14 protein-coding genes are annotated in these 15,192 nt (G+C 26.1%); 9 read left to right on the forward strand and 5 right to left on the reverse strand.

Annotation, left to right across the window (positions count from 1 at the left end; genetic code table 11):
* The first annotated feature begins 40 nt into the window (after positions 1 to 40).
* Positions 41 to 2,299, forward strand: coding sequence for an ABC transporter substrate-binding protein (locus ASUIS_RS11695; RefSeq protein WP_118887263.1), 2,259 nt, complete (start codon positions 41 to 43; stop codon positions 2,297 to 2,299).
* Between the two features lie 2 nt (positions 2,300 to 2,301).
* On the opposite strand, the gene ASUIS_RS11700 is transcribed toward ASUIS_RS11695, so the two are convergent.
* A complete protein-coding gene (locus ASUIS_RS11700) occupies positions 2,302 to 3,888 on the reverse strand; it encodes a nitrite/sulfite reductase (RefSeq protein WP_118887264.1) in 1,587 nt (528 codons plus the stop codon).
* A 365-nt stretch (positions 3,889 to 4,253) separates the two neighbouring features.
* Between ASUIS_RS11700 and ASUIS_RS11705 the strand changes: the two genes are divergently transcribed.
* The 8 genes from ASUIS_RS11705 (at position 4,254) to ASUIS_RS11740 (ending at position 10,920) form a co-directional block, all read left to right on the forward strand.
* The gene (locus tag ASUIS_RS11705) at positions 4,254 to 5,357 is read left to right on the forward strand and encodes a peptidase M42 (protein WP_118887265.1); all 1,104 of its coding nucleotides are present in this window, start codon (positions 4,254 to 4,256) and stop codon (positions 5,355 to 5,357) included.
* Positions 5,358 to 5,391: 34 nt separating this feature from the next.
* Entirely contained in the window at positions 5,392 to 5,622 is a 231-nt protein-coding gene (locus tag ASUIS_RS11710) for a hypothetical protein (protein WP_118887266.1), read from the forward strand.
* A complete protein-coding gene (locus ASUIS_RS11715; RefSeq protein ID WP_118887267.1) occupies positions 5,606 to 6,010 on the forward strand; it encodes an ester cyclase in 405 nt (134 codons plus the stop codon). The genes ASUIS_RS11710 and ASUIS_RS11715 overlap by 17 nt, the downstream gene beginning before the upstream one ends.
* A gap of 25 nt (positions 6,011 to 6,035) precedes the next feature.
* A complete protein-coding gene (locus tag ASUIS_RS11720; RefSeq protein ID WP_118887268.1) occupies positions 6,036 to 6,746 on the forward strand; it encodes a 2OG-Fe(II) oxygenase in 711 nt (236 codons plus the stop codon).
* A 53-nt stretch (positions 6,747 to 6,799) separates the two neighbouring features.
* Complete coding sequence (locus tag ASUIS_RS11725) at positions 6,800 to 7,534, forward strand: phytanoyl-CoA dioxygenase family protein (protein WP_118887269.1); 735 nt, start codon at positions 6,800 to 6,802, stop codon at positions 7,532 to 7,534.
* Complete coding sequence (locus tag ASUIS_RS11730) at positions 7,527 to 9,638, forward strand: helix-hairpin-helix domain-containing protein (RefSeq protein ID WP_118887270.1); 2,112 nt, start codon at positions 7,527 to 7,529, stop codon at positions 9,636 to 9,638. Before ASUIS_RS11725 ends, ASUIS_RS11730 begins: the two co-directional genes overlap by 8 nt.
* Positions 9,639 to 9,647: 9 nt before the next feature.
* Positions 9,648 to 10,331 carry an FRG domain-containing protein gene (locus ASUIS_RS11735; protein WP_118887271.1) on the forward strand — a complete coding sequence of 228 codons (684 nt, stop codon included), beginning with the start codon at positions 9,648 to 9,650 and terminating at the stop codon, positions 10,329 to 10,331.
* Between the two features lie 154 nt (positions 10,332 to 10,485).
* Positions 10,486 to 10,920 carry a hypothetical protein gene (locus tag ASUIS_RS11740; RefSeq protein WP_118887272.1) on the forward strand — a complete coding sequence of 145 codons (435 nt, stop codon included), beginning with the start codon at positions 10,486 to 10,488 and terminating at the stop codon, positions 10,918 to 10,920.
* 18 nt (positions 10,921 to 10,938) lie between these two features.
* Here ASUIS_RS11740 and ASUIS_RS11745 read toward each other — a convergent pair whose 3' ends face one another.
* From ASUIS_RS11745 to ASUIS_RS11760, 4 genes are all read right to left on the reverse strand, one after another.
* Positions 10,939 to 13,008 (reverse strand): bifunctional diguanylate cyclase/phosphodiesterase, encoded by a 2,070-nt coding sequence (locus tag ASUIS_RS11745; protein WP_118887273.1) that lies wholly within the window; start codon positions 13,006 to 13,008, stop codon positions 10,939 to 10,941.
* Between the two features lie 87 nt (positions 13,009 to 13,095).
* On the reverse strand, positions 13,096 to 13,479 hold the full coding sequence (locus ASUIS_RS11750) for a RidA family protein (RefSeq protein WP_118887274.1): 384 nt from the start codon (positions 13,477 to 13,479) through the stop codon (positions 13,096 to 13,098).
* Positions 13,480 to 13,518: 39 nt separating this feature from the next.
* Entirely contained in the window at positions 13,519 to 14,292 is a 774-nt protein-coding gene (locus ASUIS_RS11755; protein WP_118887275.1) for an NUDIX hydrolase, read from the reverse strand.
* A gap of 8 nt (positions 14,293 to 14,300) precedes the next feature.
* Positions 14,301 to 15,173: an AraC family transcriptional regulator gene (locus tag ASUIS_RS11760; RefSeq protein ID WP_118887276.1), complete on the reverse strand. Its 873-nt coding sequence runs from the start codon at positions 15,171 to 15,173 to the stop codon at positions 14,301 to 14,303.
* Positions 15,174 to 15,192: the final 19 nt, after the last annotated feature.

Genomic DNA, 15,192 nt, shown 5'->3' on the forward strand with positions numbered 1-15,192 from the left:
TTCAATATTATTTTTATAATTAATATAGTAGAATGTTATTATGTTGATAAAAAAAATAACCCTTCTTTTTCTACTATTTGTTATAAGCGTAAAAGCCCAACAAAACGATAAAGTGACTCTTTATTTAGATTGGTTACATCAATTCCAATTTGCTGGATATTATGTTGCTAAAGAAAAAGGTTATTATAATAATTTTGGGTTAGATGTTAATATTAAAGAATTTAGCTCTAATTCAAATATAGTAAAAGATATTATGACCCAAGAGGCTTCTTATGGTGTCGGAAAATCTTCTTTAATAATTGATAAATTTAATGGTAATGATTTAGTTTTATTATCGAGCATTTATCAAGCTTCACCATTAGTTCTTATTAGTTTAAAAGATTCAAACATAAAAAATCCTAGAGATTTAAAAAATAAAAGAATCATGATAACAGATGACGCGATAACTTCTGCATCAATTAACTCAATGATCATTTCTCAAGGAATTAATTTAGATGAAATTATCGTACAAAAACATTCATTTAATATTAATGATTTAAAAAATAAAAAAACTGATGCAATGGCTTGTTTTTTATCAAATGAACCATTTCTTCTTGAAAAACAAAATATTCAATACAATATATTAAATCCAAATGATTATAGTTTTGATTTTTATGAAGGAATACTTTATACTTCTCAAAAAGAGTTATTAAATAATCCTTCTCGTGTTCAAAACTTTAATAAAGCCTCTTTAAAAGGTTGGGAATATGCTTTTAATAATATTGAAGAGACTGCAAAACTAATATATGAAAAATATAATACTCAAAATAAAAGTTTAGATTCTTTGATATATGAGGGGAATATATTAAAAAAATTATCAAAAATTGAAAAAGGTATATTAGGAGAAATTGATTCTAAAACAATAGATGAAATAAAAAGATTTTATAGTTTTTTAGGATTAAATAAACAAAATACTGTTTTTGATACAAATTCTATTATATTAAATAAAATGAATATTTTATTAAATGATAATGAAATCAAATACTTAGAAAACAATCATTTTACACTTTTAATAGAAAGTAATAATATCCCTTTTGCTTTCAAATTAACAAATAAATTAACCGGACTAGAAATAGATTTTTGGAATTTAATTTCACAAAAGTTATCAAAACCTCTTAACATAGAAGAAACTATAAATGATAAAATGTTTAATATTTTTTCAAATTCAATCAAAACACAATTTGTGTATGGTTTTGAAAAGAAAAGTAAACCTGATTATTTATTAAGTGAGCCTATCGCTCAAATTCCTATTGCTCTTGCAACAAAAAATGATAAAAATTTTATTACAGATTTATCTACACTAAAAAATATAAAAATTGGAGTAGTAAAAAACTTAGAAATAATTCCTACTTTACAAAAAGAGTATCCTAATATAGATTTTGTTGAAATGGAAACTATCAATGAAGCTATTTTAAAATTACAACAAAATAAGTTATTTGCATTGATTGATAATATGTATACAATCTCTCATAAAATCAATAAGGACAACCTAAATAGCATAAAAATAAACACTTTATTAAATCATCAATTAAATATTTATTTACAAGTTGAAGAAAAAAATAAACTTTTTATACCTATTTTAAATAGTGCAATAAATAGATTTTCAAAAGAAGATAAAAATACTATTTTGAACAATTATCAATTTATTTTTTATCCCAAAAATATTGATTTTTTATTTATTGCTAAAATTATTATTCCTTTTATTTTATTATTAGCAATTTTTATATATTTCAATTTTAAATTAAAAAAAGAGATTAAAAAAAGAAAAGAGATAGAACAACAATTATCAGAATTGGCAAATAAGGATAGTTTAACTAACATCTTTAATAGAAGAAAAATCGAAGAAATATGTGAACTAGAGTTACTAAGAAATAAGAGATACAAAAGTGATTTATCAATTATCTTTTTTGACATTAATAATTTTAAAGTCATAAATGATAGTTTGGGTCATCATTTAGGAGATGAAGTTTTAGTAAAAATTTCAAATATTATAGGAAAAAGTATTAGAAATACTGATTCAATTGGAAGATGGGGTGGAGATGAATTTTTGATTATTTTACCACAAACAAATATATCTCAATGTAAAAATATTGTTTTGCATCTAGAAAAACAATTATCTTTAATTGAATTTAGTGAATCAATAAAAGTAACTTGTAGTTTTGGAATTGCTCCACATGAAGAGAGTGATACATTAGATTCTCTGCTAAAAAAAGCAGATGAATCAATGTATAAAGAAAAAACTAATCATAAAACAATCTAAAATTAGTCGTTATCTTCAACTACTCCTGATGGCTGTAAAACAGCTAAATAATCTTTAAATCTTTTTTGACCTAAGTTATCTGCTTTATAATCATTAATTAATTGCTCAACATAAGATACAAGCCCAGTTGCTGAAACTTTAACACCTATTTTTCTTGCAATTCTACTTTTTGTTGTTCCTTCAAGATTTCCACCTAATAAAACTTCATAACCTTCAACTCTTTCACCTTCATGTCTAATCATTGCACCAACAAATCCAATATCAGAAATTTGTGGATGAGAACAAGCATTTCCACATCCAGAGATTGCCATTGTTACATCTTCTTTAAAATCAGGAAATTTATTTTCTAATTCAACTAAAAATTTCTTAGCAAACTCTTTAGTTTCTGTAATACCAAATTTACAAAACTCTTTTCCTGTACAAGATTGTAATCTTGCTCTAAATGGAGTTGGTTTGTATGGATATCCTAAATCAGCAAATTCATCTGCTAAATTTTGAGCTACCTCATCTTTTACTCCATAAACTATGAAGTTTTGTGTTGCAGTGATTGTAATTCCACCTGCATTATATTTTTTACAAATATCATACATTGCTTGAAAATCTTCCCCAGCAACTCTTCCTGAATTTGTTGCAAATCCAACATAAGACTCACCAGTTTGTTTTGCTTTATTGATTCCAAAATGATTTCTATTTTCAGAAGATGTAATTTTTGGTTCAACTAAACCTTCTTGTAAAGAATATCCAATTACTTTTTCAATTTCTGCTACGAATTTTTCAATTCCCCAATCATTTAAAAGATGTCTTACTCTTGCTTTATTTCTATTATCTCTATTTCCATTATCTCTGAAAATCTCTGCACAAGCAACAGCAACATCTTGAACTTGTTCAGGTTTTACATATCTAGAAGCTCTTGTAGCTATTTGTTTTGATTTTGATAAACCTCCACCAATAGTTAAATCAAATAAAACTTCTCCAGACTCTGTTTTAAATGCAGTAAAAGCAACATCTTGGATTTCATGTGAAGCACAATGACATGCACATCCACTAATACCTATTTTATATTTTCTAGGAAAATTACAAAATCTATTATCATTTTTATTAAAATATGCGTCTACACTTTTTACAAGTTCCCTTGCATCAAAAATTTCATTTTTATCAATTCCACCAACTGGACATGTCATGATTGGTCTTGGTCCATCACCTGATGCCATTCTTGAAGTTAATCCAACTGAATCTAATAATTTAAAAATCTCTGGCATATCTTTTATTTGAATATAATGAAATTGTACATTTTGTCTATTTGTAAAATCAACTAAACCTTGAGCATAATCTTGACCTATTTTTGCCATAACTCCTAATTGCTCTAAATTCATACTTGTATCAATTAGTTTTATTCTTTTCATAAAATATTTTTTATCTTCAGTGCCATCTGTATTTACATGTGGGTACATTCCATACCATTTTAATAAACCAATATATTCAGAACTTAAAGGAATCCCATCACATGCTTCTTTATATATATCGTCAATAACTCTTAATGGATTTCTTGAAGCTTTTAATTGTTCTAGTGCTGATAACTCTTTTGCCATCTTTTTTCTCCTATTATTTAAAGATATTGATATTATCTTTAAATCTCTTTATTTTCAAAATTATATCCTATTTTTATAAAAGATAAATAAAATTAATCCTGATTAAAATACTATGGTTTAAAATTGTTTTTTTTATTTGATTTCCTTTATCATTATATATAATAAAAAATCTTAATAAAATTTATTTATCCTCTATAAATCCCATAAATAGCCACTTAGTAGAAGTAAAATTATTTTTAAGATTTCTTTCAGGATATTTCTTTTTTTTATGGTTTATAATTGCAACATAGAATAAGAATTAAAGCATAAGTATTTAATTTGACTTCCTAGAGTCTTATTCTATCTAAAATTTTCGGGAGAATAAATTGGGTGATTCATCTTCAAGTGAACCAATTATAAACTTTGTACATTTTCTAGACCTTTTAAAACAATTGATAAGAGTTCCATCAGTAACTGGTGCTGAACACTCTTTTTTATTATATTTAAAAAGAGAATTAGAAGAAATTGGTATAAAAACACAATATTACGATGGACTATTAGTTGCACAAGGTAAAAATCCTACAAAAGGTATGCTTAGTGCACATATTGATAGACATGGCGTTATTTGTACAGGTCCAAATGAATTCCAATTTGCTGCCTTTCTTGCAAAAAATCGTTCTGATTTAAGAGGAAATTCTTTATCTGAACAAACTTATCAACTAATTGCCAAAAGATATATAAATCAACAAGTTCAAGCTTATGAACCTTGGAGTGGAAGTTATTTAGGAATTGGTCAAATTTCTGATGTTTTTATGAGTGAAGAGGTTAATAACCTTGTTTTTAAAATTGATGGTTTATCTCATTTACAACCAGGAACACCAATTGCATTTAGTGATAAACTTAAACGTGAAGATGATTTAATTTCTGCTCAACTTGATAATGTTATTAGTGCAGCCATGATTATCTATTTATATCAAAATGGATTTCAAGGAACTGCATTTTTTACAGCACAAGAAGAAGCTGGAAAATCATGGAGATATGTTTATGAATGGTTTAGAAAGAATAAAGTAACAACAAATGAATTGTTAGTTTTGGATACAAGTCCTTATGATAGTAGAGTTGAAGCAGATGTTCAACAAGTAGTTTTAAGAAATAGAGATGCAAATGCTAGATTTAAATCTCCTGTTTTAAAACAATTAAAAAACTTTTGTCATAAAAATGAAATTGATTTTTCATGTAAAGATACTTTTATTCAAGAAAAAAACAAAGTAAGAAAAGAAAAAAATTTACCTTTACTTACTCTTGGAAGTACAGAACTTGGAAGAATTGTAATGGAATCAAAAGGTTCTATTCAAGGTGCAACTTTACAAATACCAACAACGGGTTATCATACAGTAGAAGAAACAGCTTCAATTAAGTCTGTTAAAGCAATTTTATATATATTAAGCAGTTTATATATTGATAAAAAGCCTAATATAAAAGCAATTTAAAACCAAAATATATTAATTAGAGGAATTAAAAGTTATGGATTTAGCTATTATTTATGAATTAAGAGCAAATAATATTAGTGAAGAGCATATAGAATTAATTATGGATAGAGTAAAAAATAGATTGACGGAAGAGAATATTGATAAAGAACTTCAAAAACTAGGTTATTCAAAAATATTTACAGTAGATTATGATGAATATGATAACTACGATTTTAACGATGACTACGGTTCAAACCACAAGGGAAATCATGAAGAAATTGACTAATAAAGAGTTAGTAAAATTATATTATACAGAGTTATGGAACAAGCAAAACAAAGACTATATTGACATCTTATTTGATGATAATATAACTTTTCATGGTTCTTTAGATATATCAGTTGTAGGAAAAGAAAAATTCAAAGAGTATATGGATACTCTTTTAACAGGTATTCCTAATCTTTTCCATAGTATTTTAACTATGGTTTGTGAGGATGATACTATTGCTGTAAGAGCTTTATACAATGGTAGACATACAGGAAAATTATTTGATTATGAAGCAAGTAACAATAAAATTGTTTATAGTGGAGCATCTTTTTTTAAATTTAAAGATGGCAAAATTATAGATATTTGGGTGCTTGGTGATTTAACAAATCTTACTAAGCAACTTTCATAAACATTTTGTTTATGAAAGGCAACAAATGACACAAATTAGCAATAATATTTATTGTTCAGATTTTTTACTTGATTTGGATATAAAAACAAAGTTATTACCAAATCCCTATTATGACTATCCTTTTTTAATTATAAACAACTTTTTAGATAAAAATGAGTGTGATGAAATTAATAAAGAGATAAAAAAAGATGAAGATGTACAAAAAGCTCAACTAAGAGCAAATAGCGCCCAGATTAAAGCAACTACAAATGAAGAGATTAGAAAAACTAACATCTACGCTTTAAATAAAACTCATGCAGAACTTTATACAAATAGATTTTTACAACATCAAGCGTTAATAGAAGATTATTTCAAATTAGCACTTACAACTTCTACGGATGTTCAAGTTTTAGAGTATCTAAAAGGCTCTTTTTATGCCATGCATAGTGATGATTCAAGTATGATGTATAAAAACGGTGAGTTAGTAGGTTTTACTCCTGTTACAAATCAAAGAAAAATCACAACTGTTTTATTTACAACTTCTTATGATGAAATTACAAGTGACAATACTTTTACAGGTGGGGAACTTTTGTTTAATTTTCTTTATGACGAAAATGGAAATGAAGTAAAAATAAAACCAAAAGCTGGGGATATGGTTGTATTTTTAAGTAATCCATATTTCACCCATGAAGTTTTAAAAGTAATTGATGGAAGAAGAATAACTCTAGTTCAATGGCATAACGCAATCATCAATTAAAAAAAAGCTTATTTAACTATAATTGCATCAAATTATAAAAATTAAGAGATGCCATGAAATTAGATGAAAATCAACTAAGAGAGTTCCATGAAAATGGTTTTTTAGTTCTTAAAAACTTTGCAGATTCGCAAACTTGTGATGAGATTCTACAAAAAGCAAAAATCCACCTAGAAAACAAAATAGCTCCCATTGAAACGGAACAAGAGTACATGAAAAATGATGAAAATGAAATCACAGTGCGAAGACTAAGACAAGTTTACGATAGAGAAGAAGTTTTCCAAAGATGGATGACAAATGAGAAAATCAGACCTATTTTAAAACAAATTTTAAATGATACTCCTGTTTTAACTTTAGCTCATCATAACTCAATTATGACAAAATTACCATTTGAAAGTACAAGAACTTTTTGGCATCAAGATAGAAGATATTGGAATTTTAAAAATAATGATTTAGTTTCTGTTTGGTTGAGTCTTGGGGATGAATATTTAGAAAATGGTCTTTTAGAGTTTATTCCAAAATCTCACAAAATCACTTTTGAAAAAGAGCAGTTTGATGAAGTTGATAATTTTTTAGATTCTCATCCAAAAAACATTGAACTAATAAAAACAAAAGTTCATACAAATCTGCAAAAAGGTGATGTTGTTTTATTTCATTGTAAAACTCTGCATCATGCAAACAAAAATAGTTCAGATAAGCCAAAAATCTCTTTTGTTTATACTGTACGTGCATCTTCAAATAAACCAATCACAAATACAAGAAGTGATTTCAAAGAGGTAATTCTTGACTAATAATCTAATAAATCTACTAGAAGAAAAAACATCATTTTCTAAAGGTATAATTCAAAATATATTAAAACTTCTTGATGATGGTTGTACTATTCCATTTATTGCAAGATATAGAAAAGATTTAACTTCAAATGCCACAGATGAACAACTGCGTGATTTTGAAGATATTTATAACTACTCTTTAAAACTTTTAAATAGAAAAGAAGAGATTATAAATATCCTAAAAGAGCGTAACTTTTTGGATGAAAAACTTTTAGGTCATATAAATAGTGCTACAACTTTACAAATTTTAGAAGATATTTATGCCCCATTTAAAGATAAAAAATCTTCAAGAACTTTAAGTGCTATTGAAAATGGACTTGAACCACTCAGCAATATTATTCAATCAATGAAATATTCACTTGATGAAATAAATCAAAAAGCAAAACAGTTTATAAATAAAGAAGTTACAACAATAGAAGATGCAATCTCAGGAGCTAGTGATATTATCGCCCAAAGATATGCAGATGATTTTAGAACAAAAGAAGTTATTAGAAATATCGTTTTAAACTATGGAATACTAGAAACAAAAAAAACAAAAACATTTAATGAATCAGGTGTTTATGTAAGTGTTGCAAATGTGAGTGAAAAAATAAAATACATAAAATCACATAGATTTTTAGCAATCAATCGGGCAGTAAATGAAAAAGAACTAACTATGAAAATCGAAGTTGATGAAAACTATATTTTAGAAAATATAAAAAAATATAAAATTCCATCAAGTGCATCTAGCTCAAAAGAGATAGTATTTGAAGCCTACAAAGACGGACTAAAAAGACTTTTACTTCCAAGTCTAAAAAGAGAAGCACTAACTTTACTAAAAGAGAAATCATCAAGTGAAGCAATCACACTTTTTGGGAAAAATCTAAAAGAGTTACTTTTAACTCCACCACTAGTTAATCAAGTGATTTTAGGAATGGATCCGGGTTATGTGAGTGGTTGCAAACTTGCAGTCATTGATGAAAATGGAAACTATCTAGCTTCAAATGTGATATATCCAACCAAACCAAAAGAGGATTTTGTAAACTCTTCTAAAATAGTTTTAGAGTTAATCAAAAAATATAAAATCAACTCAATAGCAATAGGAAATGGAACGGCTTCGCAAGAGACAGCAGCATTTATTTCAAAACTAATAAATGAAAACAGTTTAGATGTAAAATACGCAGTTGTTAGTGAAATAGGAGCAAGTGTTTATTCAGCTTCAAAAATAGCAATGATGGAGTATCCAAATCTTGATGTAACAATAAGGGGTGCAATTTCAATAGCTCAAAGACTTCGTGACCCGATGGCAGCTTTAGTAAAAATTGACCCAAAATCACTAGGAATTGGACAATATCAACACGATGTAAATCAAAAAGAGTTAGAACAAAAACTTGAAAATGTAACTGTGGATTTAGTAAATAAAGTAGGAGTTGATATAAACTCAGCTTCATACAAACTGCTTTCATTTATCTCAGGAATCTCTGAAAAACTTGCCCTTAATATAATAGAGCATAAAGAAAAAATCAAAAATTTCAAAACAAAATCAGAACTTCTAAAAGTAAAAGGAATCGGTGCAAAAGCCTATGAACAATCAGTTGGATTTTTACGAATCAAAGATGGAAAAAGTATCCTAGATAATACAGCGATTCATCCAGAAAATTACGATGTGGTTGAAAAATTACAGAAAAAATATAAAATAGAAGAGATAAAAGATAGTGAAATAGAAACTATCTCAAAAGAGCTAAACTGCCCTATTTTACTTCTAAAAGATATAATTGCAGAACTTTTAAAACCAGGCTACGATGTAAGAAGCGAATTTAATGAAGTGGAATTTTCAAAAGATATAAAATCAATAGAAGATTTAAAAGAAGGCTTCATCGTAAGTGGAGTTGTGCGAAATATCACAGATTTTGGAGCTTTTGTGGATATTGGTCTAAAAAATGACGGATTAATCCACATCTCACAAATCAGCGAAAAAAGGATTTCCCATCCAATGGATGTTTTAAGTATAAATCAACAGTTGAAAAATATCAAAGTTATTAGTATTGATTTGGAAAAACAGAGAGTTGGGTTGAGTTTGAAATAAAGGTAAACTATGTGGAAATTAGATATAAATACAATTAATAATGTTTCTGAATATTTAGATGTAATTAGAAAAAGAGGTTTTTTATGTTGTTATAGAGGTCAAACACAAGATTGGCCGTTAGTTCCATCTTTAGGAAGATTAAAAGATAGAAATTTTTTAGATGGCTTACTTGAAATAGAAGAAGAAATTGTTGAAAAATTCACTCAGTATTCTTATCCTTATTTGGAAAATAAATCAATGTCATATTTTGAATACTTAATTCAAGCTCAACATCATGGTCTTCCAACAAGACTTTTAGATTTTACATCAAATCCATTAATTGCATTATATTTTGCTATTGAAGAAAATATTTCAAATACAGATGGAGTTGTTTGGGGTATTGATGAATTTGAACAAAATAAAACTCCTTCAATTAATGAAAATAAAATAGTATTTTATGCACCTAGACATACTAATAATAGAATAATAAACCAAAATAGTATTTTTGCTGTGTTCCCAATAAAAAGAAATACAGAAGAAATTACACCTTTAGAAACTTATAATTTAAGAATTTTTCAGAAAATAATTATTCCTTCCAATATAAAAGAATCCATAAAAAATGAATTAAATTTTTTAGGTATCAACAAAATGTCTATATATCCAGGAATAGAAGGAATAGTTGAAAAAATCAAGGAAGAACTTATATTAAAATAGTTTTAAAAGAATGTGAGCATTTTCAAAATAGCGAAAAGAAAGATTTATATAAATTCGTAAAGAAATATGTATAAAAAAAACAAATTGATTCCTATCAAGGTATTTCCTTAACATATTGATTATAATTCTCAATAAATCAAAAGGATAATTCATTATGGAATATACATTAGTTCAAATCATTCATTTATTGTGTGCAATAATTTTTATAGGTTTTATATTTGCGGATATATTCATATTTCCTGCAGTTAAAAATAAATTTGGTGTTGAAACATATACCAATATGATGAGTGCTATTATCAGTCGAGGAATAAAAATATATCCTTTGATAGTTTTAATACTTATTTCTAGTGGTGGATATATGTTTACTAAGTATATAAATAGTGAAGCAGGAGTGATTAATACACCTCTTCAATTATTACTTTTGATTAAAGTGTTTTTTGTTATTTTGATTGTATTGGGAGTTATATATACAATGTTTTACAAACTTACAAAAAAAGAACCCCACAAATTTATGAAATATTTTCATACTTATGCTTTGATACTTTCAATAGGAATTGTAATCCTTGCAAAATTTATGTTTGTTGTTTAAAAAGAAAAGAGCTTTAATCTAATTGATTAAATGCTCTGGTTCATGAAATAAATATCCTTGAGAATAATCTATTCCTAAAGATTCTACAACATTTTGTACTTCTTGACAATGCACAAATTCCGCAACAGTTTCAATACCAAGCACTTTTGCAAAATTTACAATAGTTAAAACTGTCAATCTTATATTTTCATTTACATGAATATTTTTAATCAAAGAACCATCGATTTTTAGAAAATCCACATTTAACTTTATAATATATTCAAAGTTTGAATATCCCGTACCAAAATCATCAATAGCAACTTTACAACCAAGTGATTTTGCTTTTTTTATAAAATCTCCAACTTCCTCAAATTTTTCAATTCCTTCTGATTCTACTATTTCTAAAACAACTCTATTTGCGACATTTGTTTCTATTAATTTTGTAAATAAAAAGTTGATTGTTTTTTCATTTTTAATATCTTCAATCATTAGATTTATAGAAAAAACCGTATCTTTGTCTTTGAAATAATCGCAAGATTTTTCAATCATTTTTTTTGTCATCATAGGATAAAGTCTTGCTTTTTTTGCATGCTCTAAAAATACAAACGGAGATAATATTTTACCATCAGGAAGTTTCATTCTCATTAATGTTTCATATTTTATTTGTTTTGTTTTATTATTAATGATTTTTTGACCATATATCAAAATATTATCATCTTTTAAAGCTTGTTTTATATCTTTTGTTAGTTCAATATTTCTTTTTAAATCTTTATAAATTGGCATTTCTTCATCAAAAATTCCAATATCAATATTTATTTTTTTTGCCCAATATAATGCAATTTCAGCATGTGTCAATAGTTTTTCATTATAATCTGCTATTCCAATTGTAAAAGAAATATCAAAACTATCTTCATCTATTATAAAACTTTCTTTATCACATAAAGTATTAAGATTTTTACATGTTTTGTGTAATTCATTTATTTTAAAATTTCCAAATGCCATAAAAGCAAATATATCACCTGAAATTCTATAAATATTAAGATTTGTACTTTTAAATATCAATAGTCTTTTTGCAAAACTTTTTAATATCTTATCTCCGATTTCTATACCATAAGAGTTATTTATATCTTTAAATCTATCCAAATTTATAAGTGCAAGTTTTGGGGAAATACAGTTTTTTAAATCATTTAAAAGTTTTTGTCTATTAGGTAAAGAAGTTAATTCATCAGTAAATTGTTCATAAATTAATTTATCTTTTTCAAATAATGGACTTAAATCATTTCTAATTGCAATATATTCTACAATATCATTATTTTTATCTAATATTGGAATAATAGTTGAATCAACATAATAAGATTGCCCATTCTTTTTTCTATTTTTTATTATTCCTTTGAATACTTTTTTTTGACTTATTGTATTCCACAGTTGTATAAAAAAATCTCTTTTTGTTTCAGGATGTCTTATAATGTTGTGATTTCTACCAATTAATTCTTCTTTTGTATATCCTGAAACTTGACAAAACTTATCATTTACATAAGTTATAATCCCGTTTAAATCAGCTTTTGAAACAATTGAACTTTCATCTAAAGCTTTTTTATATTCTTCTAGTAATAATAAAGAATCATATAAATCTTTGTTTCCATCACTCGTTGATAATATGGTTTGATTTATCTCATTAATAAAATTATCTTTATGTTCAAGCTGCTCTTTTTGTTTTAATAATTCATTTTTAAGAAGCCTAATTGGTTCAATATCTTTAAGAATAGATTGAATAATTTCTTTGTTATTTATATATATTTTCTTTAAATTTACTTCGACTAAAAATGTTTTATCATCAAAAGTTTTTGACAACCATTCAAAATTATTTTCTCCATCTTTATAACATTTTTCAATGTGATTATTTGATTTAATACTAGAAAGTTCACCATCAGGTTGATATTTTGGAGATAATTGAGCTGGATGTAATAAAATAAGTTCATCAACAGAACTCATATTAAAAAGTTTTAAAGCCGAATAATTTGCATCAATAAAATATGAACCTTCCATCAAAAGAACTGGTTCTGAAATATTATTAAATATTTCTCTATAATAATCGACACTTTTATTCATATATATCCTATATTCTCAAATCTTTGGGGTATTGTACTATATTATTTTATTATTTATATGAATATTAGTGAAAACTAGAGAAAAACTCTAGTTTTTAAATGCTATTGTATCTACTTCAACCAAAACATTTTTTGGTAAAGTTTTAACAGCAACTGTACTTCTAGCAGGTGCAGTTTCACCTTTGAAATATTGTCCATAGATTTCATTAAAAGCTACAAAATTATCCATATCTGATAAATAACAAGTAGTTTTTAAAACATTTTCAAAAGAACTTCCAGCTTCTTCTAAAACTGCTTTTAGGTTTTCCATAACTTGTTTTGTTTGCTCTTGAACTCCACCAGTAACTATTTCCATAGTTGTTGGCTCTAGTGCGATTTGCCCAGAAGTGAATATTAATTTATCAAAAGCTGTTGCTTGATTATATGGTCCAATTGCTGATGGAGCTTTTGGTGTAGATATTATAGTTTTCATTTAGTTCCTTTATTTTTAAAAAATGTATTATACAAACTTCTAACTTTCTATTGGGAAAAATAGTTCGAAATCTTTTTTGATATGACAAAGTGTCTCTTGATTTGCTCTTCTAAATCCCTTTGATTTAATCGCTGACATAACTATTGCTTTTGAATAATCTAAAACTTCTTCATCATTTAAATATTCATTTACATCTACCCATTTTGCATCAATTACTTCATGGCAATCTTGTATATTTATTTCTGAACTTTTTGGAATTGCTGTACATAAAATATATAGATTTGATTTATGAAATTGGTGGGGATAAAAATGCCCTAAAGAGATGATTGATTCAAACTCCACAATAATCCCTGTTTCTTCAAGAACTTCTCGCTCAAGAGCTGTTGTAATCATCTCAGCATCATCAATATGACCACCTGGAATTTTATATCCAATACTTGAAACTCTCTCTTTTATAACTAGCAGTTCATTTTTATCATTTATTACAATTGCCCCAACACCTAAAGTGTGATTTGAAGCTGTTGGAATTACAGAGTTTTCTTTTAATCTTTTTACAACTAAAATATATTCTTCATCACAAGAGTGAAAAATAAATCCTTTTTTTATAGCTACTGGAATAAAATCAGATTTTTTTATATCTATATAAATCCAAATTAAAAATCTTCTATTTTTTACATTTTCTATCAAAAGATTAAGATTAGTTTCAAACTCTTCTTCGTTTAAAGGTAAATCTTTTGATTCAATAGTTATTCCATTATACGGGTCAAGGATTGTGTTAAAACACCCTATTTTTTCTAAACTTGTATTACTCATTTTTCTCCTTACACATATCTAATTGGAACATAATAATCCAACATAAACTCTTCATCCAAACTCAAAAAGTGGTTTTTATGATAAATCGTATAAGATGGACTTGTTGTTGTTTCATAACCACTATCAATTAACCAATAGTGATAAACCCACTGAATTAGTTTTATTACATCTCCATATTTTCCACTTAATGAAAATTTGGCATAAATTCCCTTTGGAATAATTAAACTTGGAAGTGTAACATCTTTTAATTCATCATTTTCTAAAGATACAATAGCAATATATTGACACTCTTCAAGTGGTGTGATAATTGGATTATCATGATGTAAAGCCATTTGTTTATACTCTTTTATATCATTTGTATAAATCCAAGTTTGAAGTTTCTGCCATGTTTTTTTAATACTTCTATCATAACCTTGATGTCTGATGTAATAACCTTTTATTTCAGGCATTTTTACAATAGTTGGAGTTATATCAAACCCTGAGTAATTTTCATTCTGATTAGTGATTTTTTCAACTATTTTATTTGAATACTCTTTATATCCACCATTTTTCCACTCTTTTGGAGTCATATTAAATCTTTGTTTAAATGCCCTTAAAAATGAAGTTTGAGAACTATAACCAGTCATTTTAGATATATCTGTAATTGTTGAATATTTATTTGTTATCAAAAGATTTGATGCTTTTTGAAGTCTGATTGATTTTATACTTTCATAAATATTTTTCCCAAACTCATCCTTGAAAATTCTATGTAGATGAAATTTACTTACATTTAATTCTAAACACAATTCATCAATATTGATATTTGTATCAATATATTTATAAACATAATTCATCACATCATTTGCAATTTTGGCTCTTTTTTCATAGGTGCTTTTTTTCATATGCAATTATAGCATTTTT

Source organism: Arcobacter suis CECT 7833, from assembly GCF_003544815.1.
In the GTDB taxonomy this organism is placed as follows: Bacteria; Campylobacterota; Campylobacteria; order Campylobacterales; family Arcobacteraceae; genus Aliarcobacter; species Aliarcobacter suis.